The 26,092-nt window shown below is 70.5% G+C and carries 19 protein-coding genes, 1 tRNA gene and 4 pseudogenes; 7 read left to right on the top strand and 17 right to left on the bottom strand.

Annotated features, from left to right (window positions below):
* Nucleotides 1-80 precede the first annotated feature (80 nt).
* On the bottom strand, nt 81-4,091 hold the full coding sequence (locus tag UK82_RS09585) for an ABC transporter ATP-binding protein (RefSeq protein ID WP_277912957.1): 4,011 nt from the start codon (nt 4,089-4,091) through the stop codon (nt 81-83).
* Between the two features lie 606 nt (nt 4,092-4,697).
* Here UK82_RS09585 and UK82_RS09595 point away from each other — a divergent pair.
* The 4 genes from UK82_RS09595 (at nt 4,698) to UK82_RS32635 (ending at nt 7,218) form a co-directional block, all read left to right on the top strand.
* A tRNA-Lys gene (locus UK82_RS09595) sits at nt 4,698-4,770 on the top strand.
* 274 nt (nt 4,771-5,044) lie between these two features.
* Nucleotides 5,045-5,509, top strand: a complete 465-nt coding sequence (locus UK82_RS36830) for a helix-turn-helix transcriptional regulator (RefSeq protein WP_236705717.1) — start codon at nt 5,045-5,047, stop codon at nt 5,507-5,509.
* A gap of 174 nt (nt 5,510-5,683) precedes the next feature.
* Nucleotides 5,684-6,196 (top strand): 2'-5' RNA ligase family protein, encoded by a 513-nt coding sequence (locus tag UK82_RS09605; protein WP_236705718.1) that lies wholly within the window; start codon nt 5,684-5,686, stop codon nt 6,194-6,196.
* A gap of 560 nt (nt 6,197-6,756) precedes the next feature.
* Entirely contained in the window at nt 6,757-7,218 is a 462-nt protein-coding gene (locus UK82_RS32635) for a hypothetical protein (protein ID WP_128423347.1), read from the top strand.
* 340 nt (nt 7,219-7,558) lie between these two features.
* On the opposite strand, the gene UK82_RS09615 is transcribed toward UK82_RS32635, so the two are convergent.
* From UK82_RS09615 to UK82_RS09635, 5 genes are all read right to left on the bottom strand, one after another.
* Nucleotides 7,559-7,933, bottom strand: coding sequence for a hypothetical protein (locus tag UK82_RS09615; RefSeq protein WP_052681258.1), 375 nt, complete (start codon nt 7,931-7,933; stop codon nt 7,559-7,561).
* A gap of 183 nt (nt 7,934-8,116) precedes the next feature.
* Nucleotides 8,117-8,431: an antibiotic biosynthesis monooxygenase gene (locus tag UK82_RS09620; protein WP_044886748.1), complete on the bottom strand. Its 315-nt coding sequence runs from the start codon at nt 8,429-8,431 to the stop codon at nt 8,117-8,119.
* A 346-nt stretch (nt 8,432-8,777) separates the two neighbouring features.
* The gene (locus UK82_RS09625; RefSeq protein ID WP_044886750.1) at nt 8,778-9,500 is read right to left on the bottom strand and encodes an HAD family hydrolase; all 723 of its coding nucleotides are present in this window, start codon (nt 9,498-9,500) and stop codon (nt 8,778-8,780) included.
* Between the two features lie 247 nt (nt 9,501-9,747).
* A complete protein-coding gene (locus tag UK82_RS09630) occupies nt 9,748-9,951 on the bottom strand; it encodes a DUF2945 domain-containing protein (RefSeq protein WP_044886751.1) in 204 nt (67 codons plus the stop codon).
* A gap of 115 nt (nt 9,952-10,066) precedes the next feature.
* Nucleotides 10,067-10,462: a MarR family winged helix-turn-helix transcriptional regulator gene (locus UK82_RS09635; protein ID WP_055406934.1), complete on the bottom strand. Its 396-nt coding sequence runs from the start codon at nt 10,460-10,462 to the stop codon at nt 10,067-10,069.
* Between the two features lie 139 nt (nt 10,463-10,601).
* On the opposite strand from UK82_RS09635, the gene UK82_RS09640 reads away from it, so the two are divergent.
* Entirely contained in the window at nt 10,602-11,375 is a 774-nt protein-coding gene (locus UK82_RS09640) for a pirin-like bicupin family protein (protein ID WP_055406918.1), read from the top strand.
* Between the two features lie 144 nt (nt 11,376-11,519).
* Here the strand turns inward: UK82_RS09640 and UK82_RS09645 are convergent, their stop codons facing one another.
* From UK82_RS09645 to UK82_RS09670, 6 genes and pseudogenes are all read right to left on the bottom strand, one after another.
* Nucleotides 11,520-12,140: an effector-associated domain EAD1-containing protein gene (locus tag UK82_RS09645; protein WP_055406919.1), complete on the bottom strand. Its 621-nt coding sequence runs from the start codon at nt 12,138-12,140 to the stop codon at nt 11,520-11,522.
* A gap of 102 nt (nt 12,141-12,242) precedes the next feature.
* Complete coding sequence (locus UK82_RS09650; RefSeq protein ID WP_055406920.1) at nt 12,243-14,942, bottom strand: hypothetical protein; 2,700 nt, start codon at nt 14,940-14,942, stop codon at nt 12,243-12,245.
* 473 nt (nt 14,943-15,415) lie between these two features.
* A complete protein-coding gene (locus UK82_RS09655; RefSeq protein ID WP_055406921.1) occupies nt 15,416-16,537 on the bottom strand; it encodes a hypothetical protein in 1,122 nt (373 codons plus the stop codon).
* A gap of 361 nt (nt 16,538-16,898) precedes the next feature.
* Nucleotides 16,899-17,054: hypothetical protein (locus tag UK82_RS42505; protein WP_396230506.1), on the bottom strand; the 156-nt coding region annotated here is incomplete at its 5' end.
* Between the two features lies 1 nt (nt 17,055).
* Nucleotides 17,056-19,025: pseudogene (locus UK82_RS42510) on the bottom strand (SUMF1/EgtB/PvdO family nonheme iron enzyme); the annotation flags it as partial.
* 554 nt (nt 19,026-19,579) lie between these two features.
* Entirely contained in the window at nt 19,580-20,371 is a 792-nt protein-coding gene (locus tag UK82_RS09670; RefSeq protein ID WP_044886758.1) for a class I SAM-dependent methyltransferase, read from the bottom strand.
* Nucleotides 20,372-20,594: 223 nt separating this feature from the next.
* On the opposite strand from UK82_RS09670, the gene UK82_RS41435 reads away from it, so the two are divergent.
* Nucleotides 20,595-20,689: hypothetical protein (locus UK82_RS41435; protein ID WP_255354276.1), on the top strand; the 95-nt coding region annotated here is incomplete at its 3' end.
* A 1-nt stretch (nt 20,690) separates the two neighbouring features.
* Nucleotides 20,691-21,584, top strand: a pseudogene (locus UK82_RS09675) (glycosyltransferase family 4 protein); the annotation flags it as partial.
* 61 nt (nt 21,585-21,645) lie between these two features.
* Here the strand turns inward: UK82_RS09675 and UK82_RS36835 are convergent.
* From UK82_RS36835 to UK82_RS09695, 5 genes and pseudogenes are all read right to left on the bottom strand, one after another.
* Nucleotides 21,646-22,438: pseudogene (locus UK82_RS36835) on the bottom strand (glycosylase); the annotation flags it as partial.
* Nucleotide 22,439: 1 nt separating this feature from the next.
* Nucleotides 22,440-23,166: pseudogene (locus UK82_RS42515) on the bottom strand (glycosylase); the annotation flags it as partial.
* Nucleotides 23,163-24,182, bottom strand: coding sequence for a hypothetical protein (locus UK82_RS09685; protein ID WP_055406937.1), 1,020 nt, complete (start codon nt 24,180-24,182; stop codon nt 23,163-23,165). The gene UK82_RS09685 and the pseudogene UK82_RS42515, both read right to left, overlap by 4 nt.
* Nucleotides 24,179-25,441, bottom strand: a complete 1,263-nt coding sequence (locus UK82_RS09690; RefSeq protein ID WP_083507116.1) for a glycosyltransferase — start codon at nt 25,439-25,441, stop codon at nt 24,179-24,181. The genes UK82_RS09685 and UK82_RS09690 overlap by 4 nt, the downstream gene beginning before the upstream one ends.
* A gap of 97 nt (nt 25,442-25,538) precedes the next feature.
* Nucleotides 25,539-26,092 (bottom strand): TCP-1/cpn60 chaperonin family protein (locus tag UK82_RS09695; RefSeq protein ID WP_304438044.1); only part of this gene is annotated, 554 nt, incomplete at its 5' end.

Consider the following 26,092-nt stretch of genomic DNA (forward strand, 5'->3'; position numbering starts at 1 on the left):
CGCATCGGCGGGACCGGCAGGGTAACCGGCGGACATTCGTCCATCCCTGCAGAGAACATCCCCACCGGCGGGGGATCGAATCATGACATTACGGAATGGTCCGCCATTCCGGACTCCGTCGGCGCCTCGCCGATCTGGCGGCCAGCCCCCGACGGCCCGGCGTCGGGCGGTGCGGCGTCGGCGGTGAAGGCCGCCCACAGGCGGGCGTAGGGGCCGCCGGCGTGGAGGAGCTCGGCGTGCGTCCCCTGCTCGGCGACGCGGCCGTCGGCCATCACCACCACCCGGTCGGCGCGGGCGGCGGTGGTGAGCCGGTGGGCGATGACGATCGTGGTCCGCCGGGTGGTGACCGCCTCGGCGGCGGCGGTGACCGCCGCCTCGGTGGCGAGGTCCAGGGCGGCGGTCGCCTCGTCGAACAGCAGGATGTCGGGGTCGGCGAGCTCGGCGCGGGCGAGCGCCAGGAGCTGGCGCTGCCCGGCGGACAGTCCACGCCCCCGCTCGCCGACGGGATGGTCGTAGCCGTCGGGCAGGGTGTCGATGAAAGTGTCGGCGCCGACCGCGCGGGCCGCGGCCCGCACCTCGTCGTCGGCGGCGTCGGGCCGGGCGTAGGCGATGGCGTCGCGGATCGTGCCGGAGAACACGAACGGCTCCTGCGGGACGACACCGAGCCGGCGGCGGTAGGCCGACAGGTCGAACTCACGCAGGTCGACGCCGTCGATCCGGATCGCCCCGCCGGTGACGTCGTAGTACCGGGCGATGAGCTTGACCACGGTGGACTTGCCCGCGCCCGTCTCACCGACGAACGCGACGGTCTCGCCGGGGGCGATGCGCAGGCTCACCCCGTCGACGGCGTTCCCCGCCGGGCGCTGCGTGCCGGCCGCACCGGCCGCACCCGCCGCGCCACCAGCGCCCCCGGTGCCCGCCGCGCCACCGGCGATGGTGTAGGCGAAGTGGACGTCGTCCAGCACCACCTCGCCGGACAGGCGGCCGACCGGGCGGGGGTGCTCGGCCGGCGGCGTCGACGTCGGGGTGCGCAGCAGGTCGGACAGCCGGCGCAGGCCGACCATCGCCTGCTGGTAGCCGTCGAACACCTGGGAAAGCTGCTGCACCGGTGAGAAGAACAGGTTGACGTACAGCAGAAAGGCGAGCAACGCACCCGCCGAAAGCGATCCGTGCACGGCGAGATGCGCGCCGATGCCCAGCACGAGGGCGCCCGCGATCCGGGAGAGGAACTCCACGAAGGGGAAGTACAGGGCGATCATCCGTTGTGCCCGCATCCGCGAACGTCGGTAGGAGTCGGCGAGCCCGCGGAACCGCTCCTGGTTGACCCGCTCCCGTCCGAACGCCTGCGCGACGCGCAGCCCCGTCAGGTTCTCCTGCAGGGAGGCGTTGACGGCGCTGACCCGCTCCCGGGACTCGGTGTAGGCGGCCGACGAGCGGCGCCGGAACACCACCGTCACCGCGATCAGCACCGGCAGCACGGCGATGACCACGAGGGCGAGCTGGGCGTCGAGCAGCAGCAGCGCGATCAGCACGCCGAAGAAGGACAGCAGGCTGACGATCGCGGTGACCAGGCCGGTCTGCAGGAACGTCGACAGGGCGTCGACGTCGGTCGTCATCCGGGTCATGATCCGCCCGGCCAGTTCGCGCTCGTAGTAGTCGAGCCCGAGTCGCTGCAACTGCGCGAACGTCTTGACCCGCAGCACGTAGAGCAGCCGCTCGCCCATTCGGCCGGTGACCCGGGTCTGCCAGATCTGGACGAGCCAGTCGGCGAGGGTGACGGCGAGCGCGACGCCCGCGGTGGCGAACAGAACACCGCGCGCCTGCGCGCTCACGCCCGCGTCGACCGCGTGGCGCACCAGCGCCGGCACGGTGAGGCCGGCGACGGCGTCGAGGGCGACCAGCAGCAGCCCCACCACGAGCGGGACGCGCACCCAGGACAGCAGCCGGCGCAGCGTGAAGTCCGGGTCGGGCGCCGCGGCGGCGGCCTGGTCGACCCGCGGGTCGTCGCGGGCCGGCGGCAGGGCGTCGACCCTGGCGAGCAGCTCCGGCGTCGCCGGCACGTCCCCGAACGCCCCGCCCCCGCTGAGCACCCGTCCCGATCGTCCCCCGCCGAACCCGCGTCCCCCCGGAACGGAGCCGAACCCACGCCCCGACGGCGCCGCCCCGAAGCCCGAGCCCGACGGCGCCGCGCCGAACGCCCGGCCGGACGGCGGCCTGCCGGTGTCTTCCGTCACCACCAAGCCGGGCGGCTGGACGAGCTGCTCTTCCTGGTCTTCCTCGGCGTCCTCGGCGAGGGTGTCGCCGGGGCCGGCGAGCAGGCGGCGGAACAGCGGGCTGCGGGCGGCCAGCTCGTCCTCGGTGCCGACGTCGACGATCCGGCCGGCGTCGAGTACCGCGATCCGGTCGGCGAGGTGCAGGGTGGAGCGGCGATGCGCGATGAGCAGGGTGGTCCGTCCGCGCATGACCTCGCGCAGCGTGGCGTGGATCGCGGCCTCGATGCGGGCGTCGATCGCGGAGGTGGCGTCGTCGAGCAGCAGCACCCGCGGGTCGGACAGCAGGGCGCGGGCGAGCGCGACCCGCTGGCGCTGCCCGCCGGAGAGGGTCAGGCCCTGCTCGCCGACGACGGTGTCGTAGCCGTTCGGCAGGTCGCGGATGAAGCCGTCGGCCTGCGCCGCCTGCGCCGCGGCGACGATCTGGTCGTCGGTGGCGTCCGGCCGGCCGTAGGAGATGTTCGACCGAACCGTGTCGGAGAACAGGAAGCTGTCCTCGAACACCACCCCGATCTGGGCGCGCAGCGAGGCCAGCGTCAGCGTGCGGACGTCGTGGCCGTCGAGGCGGACCGTGCCGGCCTGCGGGTCGTAGAAGCGGGGCAGGAGCTGGGAGATCGTCGACTTGCCGGAGCCGGAGGTGCCGACGAGGGCCACCGTCTCGCCCGGGGAGATGCGCAGGCTGATGTCGCGCAGCACCGGCCGCGACGGCTGGTAGCCGAAGGTCACCCCGTCCAGCTCGATCAGCCCGCGGGCGGTGTCGAGGACGGTGGCGTCCGGCGCGTCGGTGATCGCCGGGTGGGAGTCGATGATCTCGAAGATGCGCACCGTGCTGGCCTTGGCCTGCTGGCCGACGGTGAGCAGGCCGGCCAGCGTGCGGGTCGGGCCGATGAGTGCCCCGAGGTAGGTGCTGAAGGCGAGGAAGGTACCGAGGGTGATCCGGTCGGTCAGCGCCAGCCAGCCGCCGAGCGCCAGCACGGCGACCTGCCCGAGCGCGGGCACGGCCTGCATCGCCGCACCGAACCGGCTGGTGATCCTCACGGCCCGCATCCGCAGCGCGAACAGCGTCCGGGCATGCCCGGCGAGCCGGTCGAGCTCCCGGTCCTCCTGCCCGAAGCCCTTCACCACCCGGACGCCCGCGACCGCCTCCTCGACGGCCCCCGCGACCTCGCCGGCCTGCTGCTGGGCCGCCCAGGTGGCGGGGAAGACGGTCCTGCGCGCCCGGAAGCCGAGCAGGAACAGCGCCGGCCCCATGGCGAGGGCGATGAGGGTCAGCAGCGGCGACAGCCACGCCATCGCGACCAGGGAGGCGACGAACAGCACCAGGTTGCCGGCGACCATCGGCAGGTACGACAGCAGTCCCTGGATGGCGCCGACGTCCGAGATCGCCCGGCTGACCACCTGACCGGTCTGGACCTGGTCCTGCCGGGCCCCGTCGAGCCGCTCGATGGTGCTGAAAACCTCGTCACGCAGATCGTACTGGACGTCGAGCGACAGCCGGCCGCCCACGTACCGCCGCACGAACGCGGTGGCGAAAATGGCCACACCGGCGGCGAGCAGGACGACCAGGTACGGCGTCAGCGAGTGCCGGTGGGTGACGACGACGTTGTCGATGACCTGCCGCTCGACCAGCGGGACGGCGGCGGTGACGAGCGTGCCGAGCAGCGCCGCGCCGAACGCGAGGATGACGTTGCGGCGGTAGACCATGACCTGCCGCCCGAGCCGCCGCAGCCAGCGATCCGGCTGGTCACGCTGCGGTGCGTCCGCTCGGGCCGGCCTCTCGCCCGCCGCCGGGCCACGGCTCGTCGCCGTGCTGTCTCTCACCGCAGGGCTCTCGCTCGCCGGCGCGATCTCGCTCGCCGCCGGGGTCTCGGCTGTCGGCGGCGGGTCCGTCGTTGCGGCGGGGCGGCGGCCCTGGTGCGGAAGCTCCGATCCGCCCGGTTGAGGCGGATCGGCAGCGGGATGCGCGGAGCGAGACGGCCCACCGGCGAGGCGAGGCGTCTCGGCTGAGGATGGTTCGGGGCTCGCGGTGGACCTCCAGGTCAGCAGGTTCCGACGGATCCGGCCGTGCGCGGGCGGGGCGCGGGCGCCAGCATCGGACGCGCGGGCCGCGGGCGGCACGGGGACGCCACGGAACGCATCGACGTCAACCTCCAGCCCTGCCCGACCGTACGCCGCACGGCACCCGGTCGCGGTCAGCTATGTCTATCAGCGAAACATCCCTGGAACCCGGTTGATGCCCGGACCGCTCCGGGCCCGGACCACACCCTGCCCCGGATCCGCCCGTCCACCCCGCCCCCACCGGGGCCGTCGCCGCCCTCCGCCCGAGCGCCTCGGCCCGCAGGTCCGACCCCCCCCGACCACACCCCCGCGACGCCTGGTAGAGTTCTCCATGTCGACGCGGCAACCGCAGGGGAACGCGAAGGCAACGCGCCGTTAGCTCAATTGGCAGAGCAGCGGACTCTTAATCCGCGGGTTCGGGGTTCAAGTCCCTGACGGCGCACCCGCTCCCACCAGGCATTTCAGCCGCTCCAGCCGGTCTGCCGTTGTGGCCCAAGCAGCCAGCCCGGCAGCCGCGGGCAAGCATCATTCATCCTCGGCGCCTTCCGGCTGGTTACTGCTGTTTTCAACATCCGGCCTCGCTTCCCGCTGCCCACTGCGCCAACGGACTGCGGCACCGGCCCGACATGGCCGCCGCCCTCGCCGACCGCGACATGCGGACCGTGCTGGCGATCTACAAGCGGTGAACCGGCGCGTCTCAACCCCAGATCGCGACCATGACTGGGGTGCCGCAGCCGACGATCAGTCTCATCCTCAACGGCAAGCGCCAGGTCTCCAGCATCGAGACCTACGAGAAGTTCGCCGAAGGACTCGACATCCCCCGCGAGCGCCTCGGCCTCGCCGCCGCCCCATCCCCCGCGGACCAGCCGGCCGAAGGCGCTCCGGGATCAGCCGTCGCGGTAGTAGCCGCCGACGCTGGGCCGGACCGGCGGACGGTCCTCGCCGCGGTCGGGGTCGCCGCGTGGGCGATCGATGAGGAGCTGGACGAGGTCACCCGGCGGATGCAGCTCTTCGCCGCGTCCAACGTCGATGACGCCTCCTTGGAACAGTTGGAAGCGAGCGCCGAGGTCGTCGGCCGCCGGGCCAAAAATTTCCTGACCACCGCCGCCCCCTGGCGCACGGTGCCGGAGATCGCGAACGTCGCGGACGCAGTCAAGGCGTGGCGGATGCCCACGGCATAGCCTGTTGGGCCGTGCCACTCACCCCCCGAGCAGCAGGCCGACGCCGACAATTGGGAAACCTTCCGCCGCACCGAGCGGATGGCCGACCACTGGTGGTGGCGCCCCGGATGGCGACCCGACCGGCACTACCTGACCTGATATCTCGTCTTCCACGACCAGGCCCTCACCGACCATGTGGCCGGGTTTCAACGCGAGCTTGCCGACCTGGACTACCTCGACCCCGTGCCCGTCGACGGCCTGCACATGACCGTGCAGGGAGTCGCGTTCGCCGACGAGATGCCCCCCGACCAGGTCGCCGCCCTCAGGAAGGCCGCGGACGAGCAGTGCGCCGACATCGAACCGTTCACCCTGGCTGTCGGCCCGATCGCCGCCTATCCCGGCGGGACGTTCCTGCGCGCCGCCCCCTGGGCACCCGTTGCCGAACTCCGGGAACGACTACGCACCGCCATCGGCACCGCGCTCGGCCCGGACCGGGTGTCCGACGAGCCGGCCCGGTTCAAGCCCCACATCAGCGTCACCTACTGCAACGCCACCCCACCGGCCACCGAAGTCATCGGCCGCCTCACCTCCCTACGGCAGCGCCCACCGATCAGCCTCCCCGTAGCCAGCGTCGACCTCCTCGAACTCCGCCGAGACGGCCACGCCTACCGCTGGGACATCCGCCACCACATCAACCTCACCACCTGAACCACGATGAGGGCCAGAAGCACGCCGACCGGCATGCACACCCGGCGGCAGCATGTCGAAAAACCATCGCACGCTGCCGAATCCCTTGTTTAGGATCAAGACACGGTGCGGGCCGCGCCGCGCGACCGCCTGCGCGCGGCCGTAGACGGCCGTGCTCGCCGGGCGCGTCGCAGCCCGCACTGCCGAGACGATCCGGAGATATTCGAAGAGCGTTACTGGCTAACAGATTGGGAGAGCAGCCGAAAGCGAGGCAGGGCGCCGCGCCCATCCGCCACACATATCCGGTTAGCGGCTGAGGACGAGAAGTACGCGCTAGCACATCTGGCCGGGAGACCGCATCACAGTGCCATGCTCCGAGCGAATCGACCCGCACACCTACCAAGCGAGATCACGGGAGACAGGAAACGATAACACGACCAAGATTACCCCTCATTTCTTATGCGAGGTGGAAAATTTCTAGTGAGAACGCTTCCCTCATTGTCGCAGTTGTCGGAGTGTGCGGCACTCTGGCATCTTCAATATTTAGCCAGCAGTTGTCGCAGCGCGTCAGACTTCAAGAGTTGGAGCATAACGAGCGCCAACGCCTTGCAGAGCAAGAGGCCGCCAAGGAACGGCGAAATATGGATCAACGGCGTAACTGCTATGTCCAGTTGAACGCCAATGATCGAAATTATCGCGACGCGATGCTAGCTTATGCTTACGCATTAAAGGCAGAGTCTGCCGGCGAGGCCGAAGCGGCGGAGGTGGCGGCGGCCCGACGAGCCCAGCGTGATAGCCGGGCAGAAGCTCAGATGACTGCGAGCGACGAGGTTCTCAACAGCGAAGGTGGCATCAACGCCCAGCTCACCGAGGCCTATCGACTCCTGAAGCAGATTGAGCGCGCAAGCGATGCGAACACGCGTGAGCCCCTACTGGAGGAGGTCATTGAGCTTTTGGACGAGATCATCCTTATGATGTCGCGGATGAGAGCAATCATGCGGATCGAGCTAGCGATCACCGACAGATCGCCATTCGAAGATTAGCACCCCGGTCAGCCTTCGTGATTATTACCAGCACAGATCGAGACCACCAGCCTGACTGCATCTGTGGGTATCGAGATCTGTCGACCGTTCGAACCGGGCCAGGTTGGTGCCTGACGCGTCTGCTCTCCCGGCAGCCGTGGAGTCGGGGCCCCGTGTATCCACCGCTGTACCCGAGCCTGCGGACGTCGGTGGACACCGGCGGACACTGGCCGGCGTCGAAGCCCAGGTCGCGCCGACATGGTGGATATCGGTGGACGTCCGTGGACGGCGCGCTGGCTACTCTTAATCCGCGGGTTCGGGGTTAAAGTCCCTGACGGCGCACCCGCTCCCATCAGGCATTTCAGCCAATCTGGCCGGTCCGCCGGAGTGCTTCAGGTAGCCATGGGTACACACCACTCACTTCTCGCGACGCAGCCGAAGCATCACCCGGCTCCGGGTCGACCCCGGCGAGACGGCTCAGAAACAGCCGCACCGTGGTCAGCGCCTCGGCGTAACCGGCCCTGTACGCCTCCTGCTCACCGGACGTCATCCACCGCGCCCGGCCCGGCACCGCATTCGGCATCGGCAACACCGAGCCCTGCAACATCAGCAGGTCCCGCCGAAAGAGCGCCTCCGGACGGCGCATCCGATAGACCATGACCAGGTCGACATCGCCGTAGGCCGTGGTGAACTCCAGCCCGGAGGGCAGGTCTGGTTCAAGTCCCTGACGACGCACCCGCCACTAGGTCTTGGACTTGGCGTTCATCTCGGCCACGGCGATGGCCTGGTGCAGGCAGTTGTAGGCGACGGTCTGGTCACGGCAGGGCAGTTCGGCGGTGAACGCCACCACTCACCGGGACGCGGGGCCCCCAAAGATGATCTTTGGTCGACCAGACCCGGGGCTGTGCGCTGGTCAGTTCTACGCAGAGTCGCCCGCTACCGAACGCTGGACGACTTCGAACTCCAGCAGGGACGAGCCGGAGGCCACGGGACGGGCGCGCTCGCCGGAGTGTGCCTCCATGGCCGGGCCGGTGAGCCAGGCCTGGAAGGACTCCTCGCTGTCCCAGTGGGTCACGACGAAGTACCGGTCGTCGCCCTTCACCGGGCGCAGCAGCTCGAACGAGACGAAGCCGGGCTGGCCGTCCACCGCATGCAGGCGGTTGGCGAAGCGCTTCTCCAGCTCGGGGCCGGCGCCCTCGGGAACCTCGATGGCATTGATCTTCACGACGGTCACCCGTTCAGCCTAGGCCCATTCCGGGCAGCCGTTGCAGGGCACGGCGACGTCGGCCGGGACGCGGGGCGGCTTCGGCGCTCATCGGTCCGGGCTGCCCACAGGGCGCTGATGGGCAGCGCCCAGATGCGGTCATCGAGGTCGAAGGGCATCGAGGTCGAAGGGCATCGACCTCGTGGCCGTCGCGGGAGCGGAGGTGATGCAGCCGGGCCCGCGCAGTACAAGGTTTGCCGGTGGCGAGGCCCGGTGGCTGCCCTCCGGCCGGGGTCCAGATGGCGGTTACCCGCCGGGCGGCCCGATCGAGCGGGCGGACGTGACTCCTGTGACCCGGCGGGTGATCGAGTAGACGTCACGATGAGCGGAACGTTTCTCGCCGACCGCCGGCACTGACAGCCCCGCCGCGCAGGAGCCGGCCGATCGGGGAGTCGTCGAGGTGGGCCAGCAGGTCGTCCGGTCCGGTGTAGACGGCGACGGCCCCGGCCTCGCGTAGCTCGTCGCGGCCGATGCCGCCGGACAGGACCGTCACGCAGGGTATCCCGGCGTGGGCCGCCGCCAGGACGTCCCAACGGGTGTCGCCGACCATCACGGCGTCGGCCGGGTCGACACCGGAGCGTTCCAGCGCGATCTGGACGATGTCCGGCGCCGGCTTCGACGTCTCGGCGTCGGCGGAGGAGGTCACCGCGCTCAGGCAGTCGTCGACGTCGAGGGCCTCGCGCAGCGCCCGCAGCTCGTCGGCCGGCGCCGAGGTGGCCAGCACGACCTGCCCGCCGCGGCGGGCCACCTCCCGCACCAGCTCCCGGGCACCGGGCAGCGGCTGGACGAGGCCGAGGAAACCGGCGTAGTGCTCGGTGTGGGCGGCGGTCAGGATGTCGTCACGGCGGCGGTCCCGGTCCGGCGCCAGCGCGTCCAGGAGCTGGTCGGAACCCATCCCGACATGGCGGTGGACGGCGACCATGGTGACCGGGTGCCGCTCCTGCCGGAACGCCCGGAACCAGGCCAGCACATGGGCGTAGTTCGTGTCGACCAGAGTGCCGTCGAGGTCGAACAGGACGGCGGGAGCGGAATCGGTCACCGTCCGCTCCTACCCCGGCCCGATCGCCTTACCCGGGTGAGCGAGGTGCTCGTGACGTGGCCGGGTCTCTGCCGGGGCCGGAGGTTCCCGGGTCCGGCGGTTACCGTGCGGCGGTGACGGAAGACCGGGTCGGCGAGGACGACGGCGGCGTCGCGCGGGCCAGGAACGAGACCGCGGCCGAACGGGCCGACCGTAACTGGAGCGAGTGGGTCGCTAGCCAGGCGGCGGGGGCCAGGGGCTCCGCCGGTCAGATCTTCGTCAGCGCATCGGGCTTGTGCACGGCTTCGCCACCGTTGTCACTACGGACGAGATACTGCGGTTCGTCCCCGCTGGCCCGGACGGTCCGCCCGGCCGCCTCGGTGTCGCCGGTGATCCGGCGGACGACCTCACCTGTCGCGCTGCCGCCATGGCTGGACCAGCGCACCCGGTCTCCCTTGGTGAACTCCGTCATGATTCCCCCATCGCCTCGGGACCTTCTCCCGGGGACTACCCCGCACCTCCGCCGGCACTCGACGGCACGACCACGACCACGACCACGACCACGACCCGCGAGGATGCCCGACCCGCTACTGAGTGAGAGCCGTCAGGATCGACCCGAAGATGGCGTCGAGGGCGTCCAGCTGGGCGTCGGTGAGGGCGTCGAAGACGCTGGTGCGGACGAAGGCGACGTGCGCCGGTGCGGCGCGCTCGATCGCCGCCCGTCCCTGCTCGGTCAGCGCCACCAGGGCGCCGCGGCCGTCGTCGGCGCACTCCTCCCGGGCGACCAGACCACGGCGTGCCATCCGGGAGACGTGGTGGGACAGCCGGCTCTGCTCCCAGGACAGCGCGCGCGCGAGCCTGGTCACCCGAAGACGCCCGGCGGGGACGTCGGTGAGACGGACGAGGACCTCATAGTCGGCCAGCGAGAGCCCGGCGTCGGCGGCGAGCTGACGGTTCATCTGCGCGGTGAGCTGGCTCGTCATGAGCAGGTACCGACGCCAGACCCGCTGCTCACGCTCGTCGAGCCATCGCACGGGCTCGGCCGGGAATGCGCCGGCCCCGGAGTTGCTTGACACGTCATCAAGTTTAGATGACGCGTCATGGAGATGGGAAGGGTCCATCATGGTCAACGTGACACCGCAGCCCACGGTCGACGTCCGCCGCGCCGCCGAGCGGCCGACGACGAAGATCGACTGGCTCGACTCGAAGCACTCCTTCTCCTTCGGCCACCACTACGACCCGGCCAACACCCACCACGGGCTGCTGCTGGTCAGCAACGACGACACGGTCCGCGCGGGCGCGGGGTTCGAGACCCACCCACACCGCGACATGGAGATCGTCACCTGGGTGCTACGCGGCTCGCTGGTCCACCAGGACTCCACCGGCAACTCCGGGGTGATCTACCCGGGGCTCGCGCAGCGGATGAGTGCCGGGCGGGGCATCCTGCACTCGGAGAAGAACGACGCCTGGCGCCTCGCCGGTGGCGGTGACCCGCACGACGAGCCCGTGCACTTCGTCCAGATGTGGGTCGTGCCCGACGAGCAGGGCATCACCCCGGGCTACGAGCAGCTCGAGATCGACGGCGAGCTCCTCGGCGGCGGCCTCATCCCCGTCGCGTCCGGGATGGAACGCCACGACGGCGCCAGCGCGATCCGGATCAGGAACAGGTACGCCGCGCTGCACGTCGCCCGGCTCGGTGCCGGGCAGAGCGTCCAGCTACCCGACGCCCCCTATCTGCACCTGTTCGTCGCCCGCGGCGAGGTCACGCTGGAGGGGGCCGGCCCGCTGCACACCGGTGACGCGGTCCGGTTCACCGGCGTCGGCGGCCAGCGGGTCACGGGCGTCGAGCCCGCCGAGGTCCTGGTCTGGGAGATGCACGCCACCCTGCCCCACTGAACCCGGCGCCGGGCAACCTTGCCTGTGGGCGGACGGGGCCAGGCAAAGGCTGACGGCAGCACCTCTGCCGGCGGGCGACAACACGCTGCCGGCGGGAAACAACACGCTGCCGGCAGGCAGGGCCGATGGCGGGGGCGGCCGGGTTCAGCCGGCGGAGAACCAGGGATTCGCCGGGTAGTCGGCCGCGGCTTCCCGAAGAATGCGCACCCGCCCATCCGGGAAGGCACCATCGATGACCAGCCGGTTCACTTCCGACCAGAACGCCTCGCTGCTCCGCTCGGGCCTGGGCTGGCGGCGGTACGGAAGCCCCGCGCGCTCCAGCAGCCGGCGCGCGGCGGCCGGGTCGCTGTAGACGTCGGCGAGGGCGGTCGCCTCGCCGACGGTCAGGCTCGTCGACGCGGGCCCAGGAAACGGCGGCTTCCGCCGCTGCCCGTTCGCGGCCGGAGACTCTCCACCGGTGCCGCGCACAATCAGTTCGACCGCCCGGTACACCCGCCCCCGACCATCCATCTGCCCGACGACCGAGGCCATGGCATCGAGGCCGCCGTCGGTAGCGGCACATTCCGAGACGAAGGCGAGCAGCCAGAGCCGCCGAAACGACACACTCGGAACCTGCAGGGGCAACCCGAGCTGCCGTCCCGTCAGCCGGGCGAGCATGCTCAGGCTCGCCGGCTCGGCGAACAGCGGCTCCGCGTCGAGGACCTCCACGACGGCCTCGACGACCCCGCCGACCCCGCCGGTCCCGGCGCGGCCCGGTCCCGTCACCGGCCTGGCGTCACCATCATGCACATCGATCAGTCTGCCACTGCCGCCCACCGCACCCGCCCGGTTCACCGTGCGCCAGCCGAGCGCCGACGTCCAGCACCCCTAGCCCCCGACGGGGCACCAGGCGTTCGCGTGCCAGCCGTGCCTGCGACCGCAGGAGGCCCGGCTCTGCGGCAGGCCGCCGTCGACGACCTCCATGACGGCGATGAACTTGTCGGTCGGCGTCTGCTGCTCGAGGCGACCGCCGAAGTCGATCAGCCCGCTCTCCCCGTCGATGGCGTTGGCCCCGTGGATGTCGCTGAGCTCCCGCCACATCGCGGCGGGGCCGATGGGTACCTGGCTGGCGGCGATGTTGCGCAGCGCGCCCTCGACGGTCTGGACGGAGTCGTAGGCGAGGCTCGTGCTGCCGTCCAGGAAGCTGTCGTTGTTCGGCCCACACTCGGCCGGGAAGATACCCCTCAGTTCGGCGTAGAGAGCGCTTTCCGGTTCACACGGCTCCTTGTCGGCGGAGAAGGATAGATAGTAGTACGGCACCGCGGGGAACTCTCGCCGCTTCGTCGCCTCCGCCACGTAACGGGAGATCGCGTCGTTGCCGATGATGACCGGTGGCGCCGACTGGCAGTGCAGGTTGATGCTGTGCAGCACCGTCTCGAAGTCGATGTTCCGCCCGGCATAGAAGATCACCCCCGGAAAGCCGCACGCCTGCCTGCCGACGTCGTCTGCCGACGGGGCGTCGACATGCTCCGCGGACGTCCAACTGTCCGGCGCGAAGGCCTCGGTGGCCTCGATCCTGAAGCCGACGCCCGGGGCGCCGAACAGCTTCTCGGCGTCCGCGGCGAGGTTGCTGCTGTAGTCGTCACTGGGGTCCGCCGAGTACAGGATCCGCACCTCGGGCGCCAGTCCGGCGCGGGAGGCCAGCACGTTCTTGACGAACGCGGCCCCCACCGCGACCTCCCGCCGGTTCTGCGGTGAGACCTGGAAGTACATCTTCGAGGCGTCGGCGAGGCGGTCCGCCGAGAGGGTCACACCGATCGACGGGATCCCGGTGACGGTGAGCCTCCGGATGGTCTCCACGGTCTTGTCTCGGCTTTCATCGAGGCCCAGCACCGCCACGACCGGCGGGCTTTCACGGGACCGCCTGCTCAGCATGTCCGCGACCGCCGGTCCGTGCTGCACGTGTTCGCCGCCGTTGGCCAGGATCACCCGGGTGAGTGGCCCGTCGTGGGTGCCCGCGGCGAGCTGGGCGTGCTGGGCCGCCGCGACGCCGAGGAGCTCGCTCCGTTCCGACGTGAACGAGCCCGCGGGCGGCCCGCTCGAGGTCAGCCCCAGCAGGTAGACGATTGCGGCGTAGGGGCGCGACGGATTTTTCTCGTGCTGCGTCTCCGCGTCCTTGTTCTGCTGATAGATCTGCTGTTCCACCGGGACCAGGGTGCCTTGCGGGTCGGTAAAGGGGTATCGGTTCTCGCTCAGACCGACGCACTCGTTTCCGATCATGCTCAGCGTCGCGGCGTCGGGATGGTGGCGATCGAGGCCGCAGTGCGCCGTGCGCCAGCGCGCGTCGTCCTGGCTGGAGATCCGCAGCGGAATCGTGGCACCGAGCAGGACTCCCGCCGCGATCAGGACGGCGGCGACGCGGATGAACCAGCGTCGACACCACAGCGGCGGCGGGTCGAGGGTGAAATGTCGCGCCCTTTCCAGCGCGTTGCGGGTTTCCAGGAAGTACCGGGTCTGCAGGGTGTCCGCGCCAGGTGCCACGTCGTCGGGAACCGGAAGCGGCGTGGAAATGACGAAGGACAGGTACCAGGCCGTCGGCAGGCTCTCTCTGCTGTCGTTGGCCAGGCGCCCGCTCCAGTCCTCGTAGCTCTGCAGGGGGGCGTCGATCCCGGTCGGCCGGGCGGGGTCCTCGAGGGAACAGTCACGCAGCCGCGGGGGCACCGAGTCGCTGACCGCGATGACGAGCAGCGGATCGAACAGCGCCGTCTCGTTGCGGACGTCGCTGAGCAGGTCGAGGAAACGGAATCCGCCGTTGCGCTCGTCGACGCCCTCCAGCAGGGCCACCGGGTAGGCCGTCCGGCGCAGCGCGCGCAGGCGCCGACGCCGGTATGCCTGCCGCAGATCCGCCAGGAAGGCGCCGACCAGCAGCTTCGCATGAAACTCCTGGATCGCGCGGTTCTGGGCGGTGGCTTCGCACAGCCGTTCGGCAAAGGCGAGGACGGATTCGGGACCGTTGCGGGCGCGGTGCGCCTCGACCCGCAGCCAGGCGAACTCCGCGCCGAACGGCCCGGGCAGCCGTCCGGTCACCTTCAGCCGGAACCAGACCCGGGGAGTGAGGATCCGCAGCCACCGGACCGCGAGATTGGCGGCGGTCCCACCGAGGTCGGGCAGATCGCCACCGGCGGTGTCCCGGCGGCTGCGTTCCCGTTCTCGCAGCCTCTGTAGCAGCACCCGGTCCCGGTCGGCGTCCCGGTCGGCGTCCTCGTCGGCGAAGGACTGGGCGAGCAGCCAGCCGACGAGCCGGTAACGCGGAAAGCGGATGCGCCCGACGCTTTCCCGACCGAGCTCGGCGCGCATGCGCCGCAGAACGGGCAGGACTTCGTCGACCGCGGTGCGGGCATGCGGACCATCCGGCCCCGGCGGATCGCTGGGCTCCGGCGGATCGCTGGGCTCCGGCGGGTCGTCCGGGTGCGTCTGGCGCGGAAGCCGCGGCGCGAACGAGTAGCGGCTGACCGGAACGCGCCCCGGTCGGGCGTCCGCCAGGGATTCCGCGATCAACGCGGGGATTTCCGCGTCGTACTCGTCCACGAGAGAGAGGATGGGAAGACCCTGGCGTATCCCGTCACGTCGCCGCAGCCTGCGGGTGGTGACGGGCGCTTCGCCGCGTCCCGGTCTGCGCACCAGCACGTTGATGAGCGCGAGCAGGTCCGCTATGCCGGGAAACAGTGTTCTTCGGCCGGGGCGAGGCCGGCGTCCGGCCCGGGACGATCGGCCCCCACCGTCAACCGCCACAACGATCGTCTTTCATATTCCCGGTCATGGACCGCGAAAAGATCCTGTGCACGGAGACCCCCGTCTTTCTCCCACAGCCGCCCCGAAGGCCGCATATCCTCAGCCGCGGCTGCCGGCCGTCCCGCCATTACCTTCCGTCGAGGTGCGCCACCGTATCGCCGCCCGACGTGCGGGTTACGGACGAGCTGGTGTCGACTTCGTGACCGGAAATTGCCGCACGATAGCACACGCCGGATAGCGACACCTATGACAGCATTCCGAAACCATGATCATTCGGAGTTGCGCAGGGAGCGGAGGAGGAGACGGCCGAAGCGGGTGAGGAGCAGGGTGCCGGAACCGACAAGGGCGGCGAGTACGCCGATGGCCAGGGCGAGTGCCGAGTTCGTGCCCAGGACCTGGAGCACTGCGAACGCGGCGCCGAAAGGCAGGCCGATCACCGTGAGGACGCCAAGGGCTGCGCCGACCTGCTGGCCTTCCTGTGTCTGGGCGATCCGGGTCAGGTCGACGATCTCGGTGAGCACGGCGTCGAACCGTTCGGGCAGGTGGTGCTGTTCCTGGTAGGCGGTGAGGATGGTGTTCGCGGGTCCGTGATTGCTGGTGTCACGCAGCCAGTAGATATTGCGGAACCGGGCGGCGCGCGCCTCGAGCCGGGCGAGGTGGCGGGGAAGGTCGTCGGCCTCGAAGGCGCGGGCGGCTTCGTCGATCATCTCGGTGATGTTGACGTTCTGAATCATGCCGACGAGCAGGGCATCAAGGTATGCGGTGTGGGCGTAGAGCTGGGCGAAGCCGAAGTAGATGTCCTCGGCTCCGCGGTCGGGTCGCAGCCCGACGAACGCGGCGCCGTCCCGGTTGACCACACCGCGCCAGTCGGCAGAGAGGATCACGCGGCCGTCGAGGAGCTGATCGGCATGCTCGGGATCGGGTGGGAAGTCCGTGTTGGTGGTGCGTGACGCCAGGTGCCACAGCCAGGTGTCCGCGGTCGTCCACGAGTCGATGCGGACGGCGTCCGGGGGTGGCGGCGGGTCGGCGGTCGGGAAGGTCTGGAACGCGACCGTGAATGGTCTCGCCGGTGAGGCGAGGCAGGCCCAGGACGGCAGGACCGCAGCGAAGTCGGGGGGTGCCGCGGTGCTGCCGCGTCGGCCGGCGACGGCGCGCAGGACGTCGAGGAGCACCGACCCGTCGGCCCGAACGTGAAAGATCGCGAAGGCCCGGTCCGGGCGTTCGGCGCTGGGCAGGAGAAGTTCCACTCCGAACAGCGGGCCGGCGGCCTCGTCGCCGAGCCGATGCCAGCGGCTGGGGCGGTCCTGCGTTCCGTAGAGAATACGGGCGCAGGCGGCGCTGAAATAGGTGCTGCGGACGGCGGCCGTGGCCCGCGTCTCCTGATGCCGCAACGGCAGGGGGCCTTCCGGCCAGTCCGGCGTGCCGATGATCGAGGCGGGATGGACGGCGACGAAGGAATGCCGGCCCGTCGGGTCTACCGATAGAATTCGTCGACCTCCGGCAGATCAAGCCTGATCACGAAGTGAGCGCGACCGGTGGGCGGGTCGACCTCGAACCGCACCCNTTCCCCGATGATGATCGTGCGGAATCCTTCAGTGACGATGTCGCTGTAGTCGAAGCCGTGGATCTCTCCACTCTCGTCGTCGCGAACGAGATAGGTCGCGGTGACCCGGTGGGGACCGCTGCCCAGCGGCTGACGATCGACGATCCGGCCGAACCGCTGCCCGCTGTCAGGCGCGCTGGTCGTGGTCATCAAACCTCCCGTACGCAGCGGAACCCGACGGCGTTGCTGCTGCCTCGCCGCAGGTACAGCGCCTTGGACGAGGTCTGGACGGCCCGGTACGGGTTGTCGTAGGAGCCACCGCAGATGACGGCCGAGTTGATGCCGTCGAAAACGGTCTCGGTCCANTCCCAAACGTTGCCGGACATGTCGCGCACCCCGAACGGCGACAGGTTCGCGGGATGGTCGGTGACCGCGGTCGGGGCGCAGTCCCGCAGCCGGCCGCCGTCGATCTCCTCTTTCCACACCTCGTAGGTCACCAGCGGCCGACCGCTCCAGGAGTCGGCGCAGTTGACCGCGGCCAGATCGAGGTCGTCGCCCCAGGGAAAAAGCCTACCGTCCGTGCCGCGGGCGGCAACCTCCCACTCGACGCAGGTTGGGAGCCGCTTACCCTCGAAACGGGCGAAGGCGTAAGCGCTCCACCAGTTCACACAGCTCACCGGATGATCGTCATACGCCGGATCGGTGAAGTACTCGGGGTTTCGGAGCCGTTCCTGCCAGGGCTCATGGCTGTGGCCGGAAGGGGTGTCCGGGTGGTCCCACTGCGCGCAACCCTGCTCCGCGACCGCGGCGAGGAACGCCTTGTACCGCCCGACGGTCACCGGGAACTCGTCGAACAGCACCGGCCTGTCGATCGTGCGGAGCAGTAGGCGGTGACTCGGCCCGACCAGGTAGGTTCCAACCGGCAGGGTCTGCGGCGGCGCGGGGATGGCCTCGGCGCCGAGGTGGACGAGGAACTCCCGGACCTGTTCGGTCAGGATTGGTTCGGGGTTGCCGGCCGCGGCCCGCCGTCCGGCCGCCGTTCGCAGGTAGCGAGCCGCGAAGTACTCCTGGAAGACGGTGTGCACCAGCGCCACCGTGCCCGGTCCGGTCGGGCGGAACAGGGGCGCGAGCAGGAACGTCTCCCACGTGACTCGTCCCTCGGTGAAGCACTCGATGCCCGCGTGGGTGCAGATGTCGGCCAGGCTGAACACCGCCTGGTCGGCCAGGAACGCCGGACCGAAATAGCCCTCCAGCTTCGGCAGGAGGTCCGCGTGCCCGACCGAGTTCAGGACCTGGTCGACTCGGGCCGCCACCAGATCTGACAGGAGCCCGCCCGCGAAGGCCGCGGCTCCCTGGGCGAGCCGGCCGGTCTGCTGGGCAAGTCGCAGTTCCAGCGGCGAGACCGAGTAGACCTGCTCGTCCGTGCGAAGCTTCAGGTCACCAAGCCGGACGACGCTGAACCGGGGAAGCTCCAGCGGATCGACCCCGCCCGCGTGCAGTTGCTGCACGAGCCGCTCAGAAATCAGCGATGAGCTGTTGAGCAGCCGGCGAACCTCGGGCGAGTCGGCGAGGAACGAGTAGCGCGACGACATCACGACCGTCGACTCGGCGGACAGGGCCTGCGCGACGTCGGAGAAGACGCCGAGGAAGGCCTCTAGGCTCGTGTTCGGCACCGCCTCATCGATCGCGTCGAGCACGCACAGTACGGACCCAGCGCGAATCAGGTACAGGAAGACGTCGAAGACCCGGTTCCGCGGGACCGTCATGTATGGATGGAGGATCCGGGTGACGAAATCCCCGAAATCCTCGCCCGACTCCTTCGTGCTCATGTCCAGATAGAAACGGTAGCGGTGACGCGCCGGTATCGAGCCGTCCGCCGCCAATCTTTTCAAAAGCGTCGTTTTCCCGCTCCCCGGACCACCGATGACGAGGATATTCGCCGAGGTCCCAGCAAGGCGGCGCAGTATCTCTCCCGCATCGTACGTGGCGGTGACCGTCATCTCGCCGGTATGCTGGTCGGCCTCCAGAACGTCAGCGGATATCCTGAGCGGCGCGCCATCGCGCGGTTGTGTGTGCGGATAACTGAGCGCCAGCTCGGACAGGTGCGACGGGACATCGACGATTCTCTCGATGAACCGCTCATAGGCCACGATACTGATCTCACCGTCCGCGAACGGTGCAACGTCCTCGGACGGTTCATCCTCGACGATCAGGAACCGGGTGTGCTTCGGAAGCTGGGTGTTGAGGAGCTCTCCGCCGGTCGCGACGAGAAGCTGGGTCAACTCCTCCAGACTGCGACTGAGCATGATCTCAACATACTCGGCCTGCAACCCCATCTGCCGACAGAACAGTTGGTAGACCGTACTCTCGGACAGCTCGAACCGCTTGATCGCCTTGTAACCGAGGGTCGCGTAGAGTCCCGAGAGGAACTCGGCCCGCTGCTCGACGAAAGGATCAAGGCTGGGCGCGTCCCCGGTGATCGCGGTGACATCGGTACTGGTGAACCAGTCGAGGACGTCAAGGAGCCGACGCACCGCGAGGAGACCGTCTTCCTCTGCGATCTCGTAGCCATCGTGCGAGGATCGGTTCCGGAGCCGCTGAATGTCGGTGAACGCGTTGATGACGTTGGTGCTGCGGATATGCGGCCGACAGCCTTTGATCAAATCGTTCAGTGCCCGCCCGGACGGATCCCCCGGAACGTCGTGATGTGTCCAAAGCTGCTTCAGCAACCGTTCGGCTATCTTTCCGACGAGCGATACGGTGTTCTCGGGATAGCCGTCACCCAACGACTTGATCGGCCGATTGAAATCGAGCCCGAGATGTCGCGCGATTCGGTCATGGCCGTTCAGTTCGCCTTGCAGCCGATGAAGCCGGTCATCAACGGTCTCCGTCACGAGACGGACCTCCTCCGGATGCCAAGCACGAAGGCGAAACGGTCCGGGAAGGACAGCACCGTCTCCGGGTGACGGGCATCGATCTCCGCCACACCCGCTTGGATCTCGTCATCATCGAACGTCGAGAGCAACGACATGTACCGGCTCCGCACCATCGCGAGATATCGATCCTTCGGGATGGTCAACGGGTAGTCGCGGTAGGCGAGACTGGCGGACAGCCCGGCGTCCCGCATATGGTCCGCGACATCGGACGGATCCGGCTGCAGCTCCTCGAAGCGTTCCAGAGCCGCGTCGAAAAGCGGATAGGCGATCCGGGTCGGCAACATCACGATGAGGAAACGGCCATCAGCGCTGAGAAGGTCGGCGAGCCCGGCGACGACCCGCGCCCGGGCGGTCGGGGCGACATGATGAATCGCCTCTTTGACCATCACCGCGTCGACCGATCCAGGCTCAACGGCCAACTCCGCCTCGGACCCGTCCACACCCGCGAGCTGCTCGGCCGACGCACATACCGGGCGAAGCCCCGGATCCACGGGAAGCTGGCTCAGCATCGCCTCGGACGGGTCGGCACAGAGGATCGGCGTCGACGGTCGGATCAGCTCAAGGACGCCACGGGTGTACAGCCCAGTTCCGCAGCCGATATCGATGATCCGGTCCCGTGAGGTCAGCGCGAGCGCCTCGGACATCTCCCGCGCCATCCAATGGAGGAAGGCGTCGCTGTAGGTCCAGTTCTCGTCATAGGCGCCGGCTAGGCGCTCGTAGTGCGCAGACGTTCCCGGCTCCGCCAAACTGGATCACCTCCGGCCCTGGATCCAATCGGATCGTAACCGATCGGCTCCCCACCGGCTCCGCATCGGGACAAGTCGCGACGCGCCTCGTATGTCCTCGCCTGTCCAACGGGATGCGAGGCAGGCCCATACTGCTCGCGGACGGTCCGTGGAGACTCCCGGCTTCGAGGCGGTTGAGCATGGNGATCGACAGGGCGACGCGGGGCGTGGTGTGAAGGTCGCGATGCTGGCGCCGGTGGCGTGGCGCACCCCGCCGCGGCACTACGGCCCGTGGGAGCAGATCGCCAGCCACCTCGCGGAGGGCCTGCTGGCGCGCGGNGTCGATGTCACCCTGTTCGCGACGTTGGACTCGCGCACGGCCGGGAAGCTGGATGGCGTATGCCCGCACGGGTACGCCGAGGACCCGGCGCTCGACGGCCGCGTGTGGGAGGCGTTGCACGTGTCCCATGCGCTGGCCCGCTCCGGCGAGTTCGACCTCGTACACAGTCATCTCGACTGGCTGCCGTTGGCGTTCGCGGCGCAGGTCCGGGCCCCGATGGTCACGACGGTCCACGGGTTCTCGGACCCGCGCATCCTCCCCGCCTACAGCCGGGCGGCTTCCGCCTACGTATCCATCTCCGACGCCGATCGCAGCCCTGAACTGGACTATGTCGCGACGGTGCACCACGGCATCGACCTGGCGGCCCTGCCGTTCTCGGCGGCCGGCGGCGAGGATCTGGTGGTACTCGGCCGGATCCATCCCGACAAGGGCACCGCGGCAGCCATCGAGATCGCCCGGATGGCCGGCCGGCGGCTGGTGATCTGCGGGATCGTCCAGGACGAGCATTACTTCGCCGAGCAGGTACTGCCCCACGTCGACGGGGACGCGGTGAGCTACCTCGGGCCGGTGGGACCGTCCCGGCGAGCCGAGGTGCTGGGGGGCGCCGCGGCGCTGCTCCATCCGATCGCGTTCGACGAACCGTTCGGCCTCGCGGTCGTGGAGGCGATGGCCTGCGGCACGCCGGTCGTCACCTACCCGCGTGGGGCCATGCCGGAGATCGTCGACGAGGGGGTGACCGGGTTCCTGGTCGACGGCCCGGCTGCGGCGGCGGCCGCGGTGGATCGGGCCGCCGGCCTCGACCGCGCCGCCTGCCGGGCCACGGCGAGCCGGCGGTTCTCGACGGCTCGCATGGTCACCGACTATCTCGCCGTCTACGGACGCATCCTCGGCTGACAGGTTCCGCGGTTCGGGCCAGGCCCCCGGGGGTCAGGCCCGTCGAGTCAGGCCCGTCAGGTCAGGACCGGGGAATCATCCGCGCGAGCAGGGCGTCGACGGGCACGCTCGCCATCCCGACCCGGGAGTCACCGATCCCGTGCGGCAGCCACAGCCGGCCGTCGTGGACCAGTCCGCCGCAGGAGTAGACGACGTTGGGGACGTAGCCCTCGGCCTCGGTCGCGATCGGGGTGAGCAGCGGCTCGGGCAGTGCCGCGACCACGGTGGACGGGTCCGCCAGATCGAGCAGGATCGCTCCCACCGTGTAGGTGCGCATCGGCCCGACGCCGTGGGTGAGGACGAGCCAGCCCGCCGACGTCTCGATGGGTGAACCGCAGTTGCCGACCTGGATGAGTTCGAAGGCCGCCGTCGGCTCGTGGACCGGGCGGAACGGTTCCCAGACCAGCCCGTCAGCCGAGGCGGTCAGACCGGTGGTCTCCCCGTCGGATCGGCAGAGCGCGAGGTGACGGCCGCCGACGAGCCGAGGAAACAGCGCCATCCCCTTGTTCCGGGCTGCCGGGCCGGTGAGCGGCGAGGTCGTGAACGTCCGCAGATCGGGACTGGTGAGCAGCCTCGGCCGGATGTCGGTGCCGTCATAGGCGGTGTAGGTCGCCCGGTAGTCGACGGTCCCGTCCGGCGCGGTGAAGCGGACGAACCGCGCGTCCTCCATTCCCTTGCTCTCGCTGGCGACGGTGGGCCACAGCACCCGTTGCGCGAGACCGCTGTCCGCCGGGAACTCGACTCTTCGCAGCGTTCCGGCGACGGACCGGATCCCGGCCAGGATGCCGGCGGCCTGGGGACGGCGCAGGAGATCCNCAGGCATGCTGGCGAAGGCCTGTTCGAGGTCACCGCCCGCCAGGCTCCGGTCGAGGGCGTCGAGGACCGAACGCGTCACCTCGTCGTCGAGGCCATGGTCGATGAGCAGGGCACGCAGCCGACCGTGCTCCCAGGTGACCGGCACGGCCATGCCCGTGGTGAGCGGGCCGGTGCGCGGCTCCAGTCGCACCACCGGACCCGGGCCGATCACGGCGACCGCGAAGCCGATCGAGGACAGGTGCCCCTCGCCGACGGCGCGCAGGCTGAGCGCCAGCCGCAGCGCGCCGGCCGGAAGCCCCGACTGGTCGGGGTGCGCGACCGCCGAGGGATTGGTGACGGCCGCGCCCTCCACCGCGTACTCGGCGGTGAAGCACGCGCCGAGCAGCAGCGTACGCGCCGGCGAGAGCTCCGCCGGCGTCCGGACCCGAGGAGCGACGATCGCGGCGTGCCGCGTCAGGATGCCCCGGTAGTCCCGGTGACGCGGCCCGAACCGGTCGAGCAGGGCCGCGACGAGGCCGTCGACCTCGTCGTCGCCCAGGGCGAGCACCCTGGCCACGATGCCCGCGGCCCGGGAGTGCAGCTCGCCGCCCTCCTCGCCGGGCAGGAAGAGCTTCGCGATGACCCTGCCGGGGTCCGCGGTCAGCGTCAGTGGATGCCGGGTGACCAGGTCCGACTCCAGGGTCACGGGGTCGGACTCCAAGGTCACGGGGTCGGACTCCAGGGTCACGGGGTCCTTGACGCGAGCAGGCGGCGAGCGTGCTGCGCTGTCGAGAGCAGGGCGAGGGTGGACTCCGCCCCCTGGTTGGCGTTGCAGCCCTCGGGTTCGAGACCGTCGTGGCAACCGCCGGTCGCGACGTCGATCAGCGGGGTGCCGTTGTCGTTCTCGCCGAGGAACCACCCGTGCGCCCGCCCGAGACCGGTGAGCCACCGGTTCCGGCCGGTCGCCGCGTGGGCCCGCGCGCAGGCGTCCGCGATGGCCGCGGCCTCGATGGGCTGCTGGTCGAAGCCGGGCCTGCGATCACCGCGGGGGCGCCGGCCGTCGACGGGGGTCGGCGACAGCGTCCCGCCCCGGGTCTCCACGTGGAGCAGCCAGGCCAGCAGCCGTAATCCGTCCGCGAGCGCCGCGGAGTCGGGCAGGCACATGCCGGCGAGGATCAGCGCCTCCGGCACCGCCGCGTTGGCGTAGCGCAGTGTGGGCTCGGGCCACGGCCAGGCGGGATCGTCGCCGATCGGGCCGATCGCGGTGACGGCGTCCGTGAGCAGGGCGCGGGCCGCGGTGTCGTCCGGGTGGGCGAGCAGCATCTCGCCGGCGCCGAGGGCGGCGAAGGTCATGGCCCGCGGCCAGGGGGATCGCCGAGCGGCGCTGGCCTGGAACCCGTCGCGGGCCATTGCCCGCAGCCGCGAGGTGGGCGCCAGGGCCGCCGCGGTGCCCAGCCCCCACAGGGCCCGCCCCCAGCAGTCGCCGACCTCGGGGTTGTCCAGCCAGCGACCCTCGGTGTCCCGCCGGTTGACGATCGTCCCGTCCGGCGCCTGCGCCGCCAGCACGAAGATGAGATAACGCTCGAGCAGTCGGACGAGCTCCAGCGGTGGCGACGGCTCGCGGGAGAGGACGACGAGCCCGCGCGCGACGTCGTCCACGCAGTAGCCGTACTCCCGGCGTGGGATCGAGCCGAGCGCATGCTCGAACAGGCCGATGTCGTCGCTGAGCCGGAGAAGATGGTTGAACGAGATCGCGGCCGTCACCGGCTCGCCGTCACGGTCGCGGTCGCGGTCGCGGTCGCCGTAGCCGTCGTCGGCGTCGGCGTCGGCGTCGGCGTCGGCGTCGGCGTGGGCACCGTCCCAGGAGCTCGCTGGGACGCGGGCGCGACGCCCGGCCTGCTTCCGGTGCGGGCGGCCAACCCGGCCGCCAGCCGGCGGTAGCGCTGGGCCACCGCGGGCCACAGCAGCTCGGGTGCGTGGGCGGCGGTGGCGCTCGCCAGCCCGCGGACGACGCCGTCGTCGGTGATGATGCTGCGCACCGCCGCCGCGATCGCCGCCACGTCACCGTGGGGTACGAGCAGGCCGGTGCCGTCGCCGAGCAGTTCGACCGCGTGCGGGAAGCGGGTGGCGACGACGGGCCGCAGCGCCGTGACCGCCTCGATGAGGATGCCGGAGGTCACCTGGTCGACGGAATCGTAGGGGAGCAGGACGACGTCGGCGCCGCTCACGAGCTCGGCGAGCGATCCCGGGTCGAGGTAGCGGTGGTCGAAGACGACCGCATCGGTCACGCCGAGCCGACCGGCCAGCGCGGCAAGCCCGTCGCGGTACGCCTCGCCCTCCCGGGCGAGCACCTTGGGATGGGTCAGGCCCGCGACGAGGTAACGCGGAGCCGGGTCGAGGTCGGCCAGCTCCGCCATCGCCGCGATGCCCCATTCGATGCCCTTGCCTGGGCCGAGCAGGCCCCAGGTGAGGACGGTCGGCCGGGCGGACCGCGCCGGCGCGGCGCGCCGGTTCTCGGCCGCGCCGTGGGGGATGACCGAAACCCGGTGCGGGTGGGCCCGGTACCCGTCGACCAGCCGGACCCGCGCGGTCTCGGTCATCACGACGACCGCGTCCGCGGACGCGACCAGCGCCTCCAGGACCTCGCGCTGGTGCGGGGTCGGGCGCACGAGCACGGTGTGCAGGACGACCACCACCGGCACCTCGAGGTTGTCGAGGACCTCGATCACCTCGTCGCCGTCCGGGCCGCCGTAGACCCCGTACTCGTGCTGCACGACCACGACGTCGAAACCGTTCAGGAGCCGCGCCGCGCGGCGCGGGCCGCCCGGGGTTCCGGCCACCAGGTCCCCCACGACGGCGGCCGGCCGCGGGCCGGGGCCCGCGGGCGTGTCGAGCAGCCGGACCACCCCGCTGGAGGCGCCGGGCGCCGTGCTGGTCAGTTCGTCGAACAGCGCCGCCGTGAAGGTGGCGAGGCCGCACTGTGTCGGGGGGTAGGTGCTGAGAAAGCCGTAGCGGAGGGGCACGGAGGCCCACCTTCCGGTCACGTGCCGACACCGAGTCGGCCGGCGGGTACGCGAGCGCTGTGCTCGGCGTGGATGCGCGGTGCGGCTGGCCGGCAGGTCAGAAACCCATACCAGCCATGGCATCCGCGCCGTCCCCGGCGCCGGCGCCACCAACCGACGGACGGTCCGCCACGACAACCTCGATGGTGAGGAACAGGCCGGCGATCGACGCGGCGTTCTGCAGCGCCGAGCGGGTGACCTTCACCGGGTCGATGATGCCGGCGGCGATCAGGTCGACGTACTCGCCGGTGGCCGCGTTGAGTCCGTGGCCGACCGGCAGGTCCCGGACCTTCTCGACGACGACACCGCCCTCGAAGCCCGCGTTGCTCGCGATCTGGCGGAGCGGGGCGGCCAGCGCCAGCGCCACGATCCTCGCGCCGGTGGCCTCGTCGCCGGACAGGTCGAGCTTCTCGAAGGCGGTGATCGACGCCTGGAGCAGCGCGACGCCACCACCGGCGACGATGCCCTCCTCGACCGCGGCCTTCGCGTTCGACACCGCGTCCTCGATGCGGTGCTTCTTCTCCTTCAGCTCCACCTCGGTGGCCGCACCGACCTTGATGACCGCGACCCCACCGGCGAGCTTCGCCAGACGCTCCTGGAGCTTCTCACGGT

It is taken from the genome of Frankia sp. ACN1ag (assembly GCF_001414035.1).
Classification (GTDB): Bacteria; Actinomycetota; Actinomycetes; order Frankiales; family Frankiaceae; genus Frankia; species Frankia torreyi.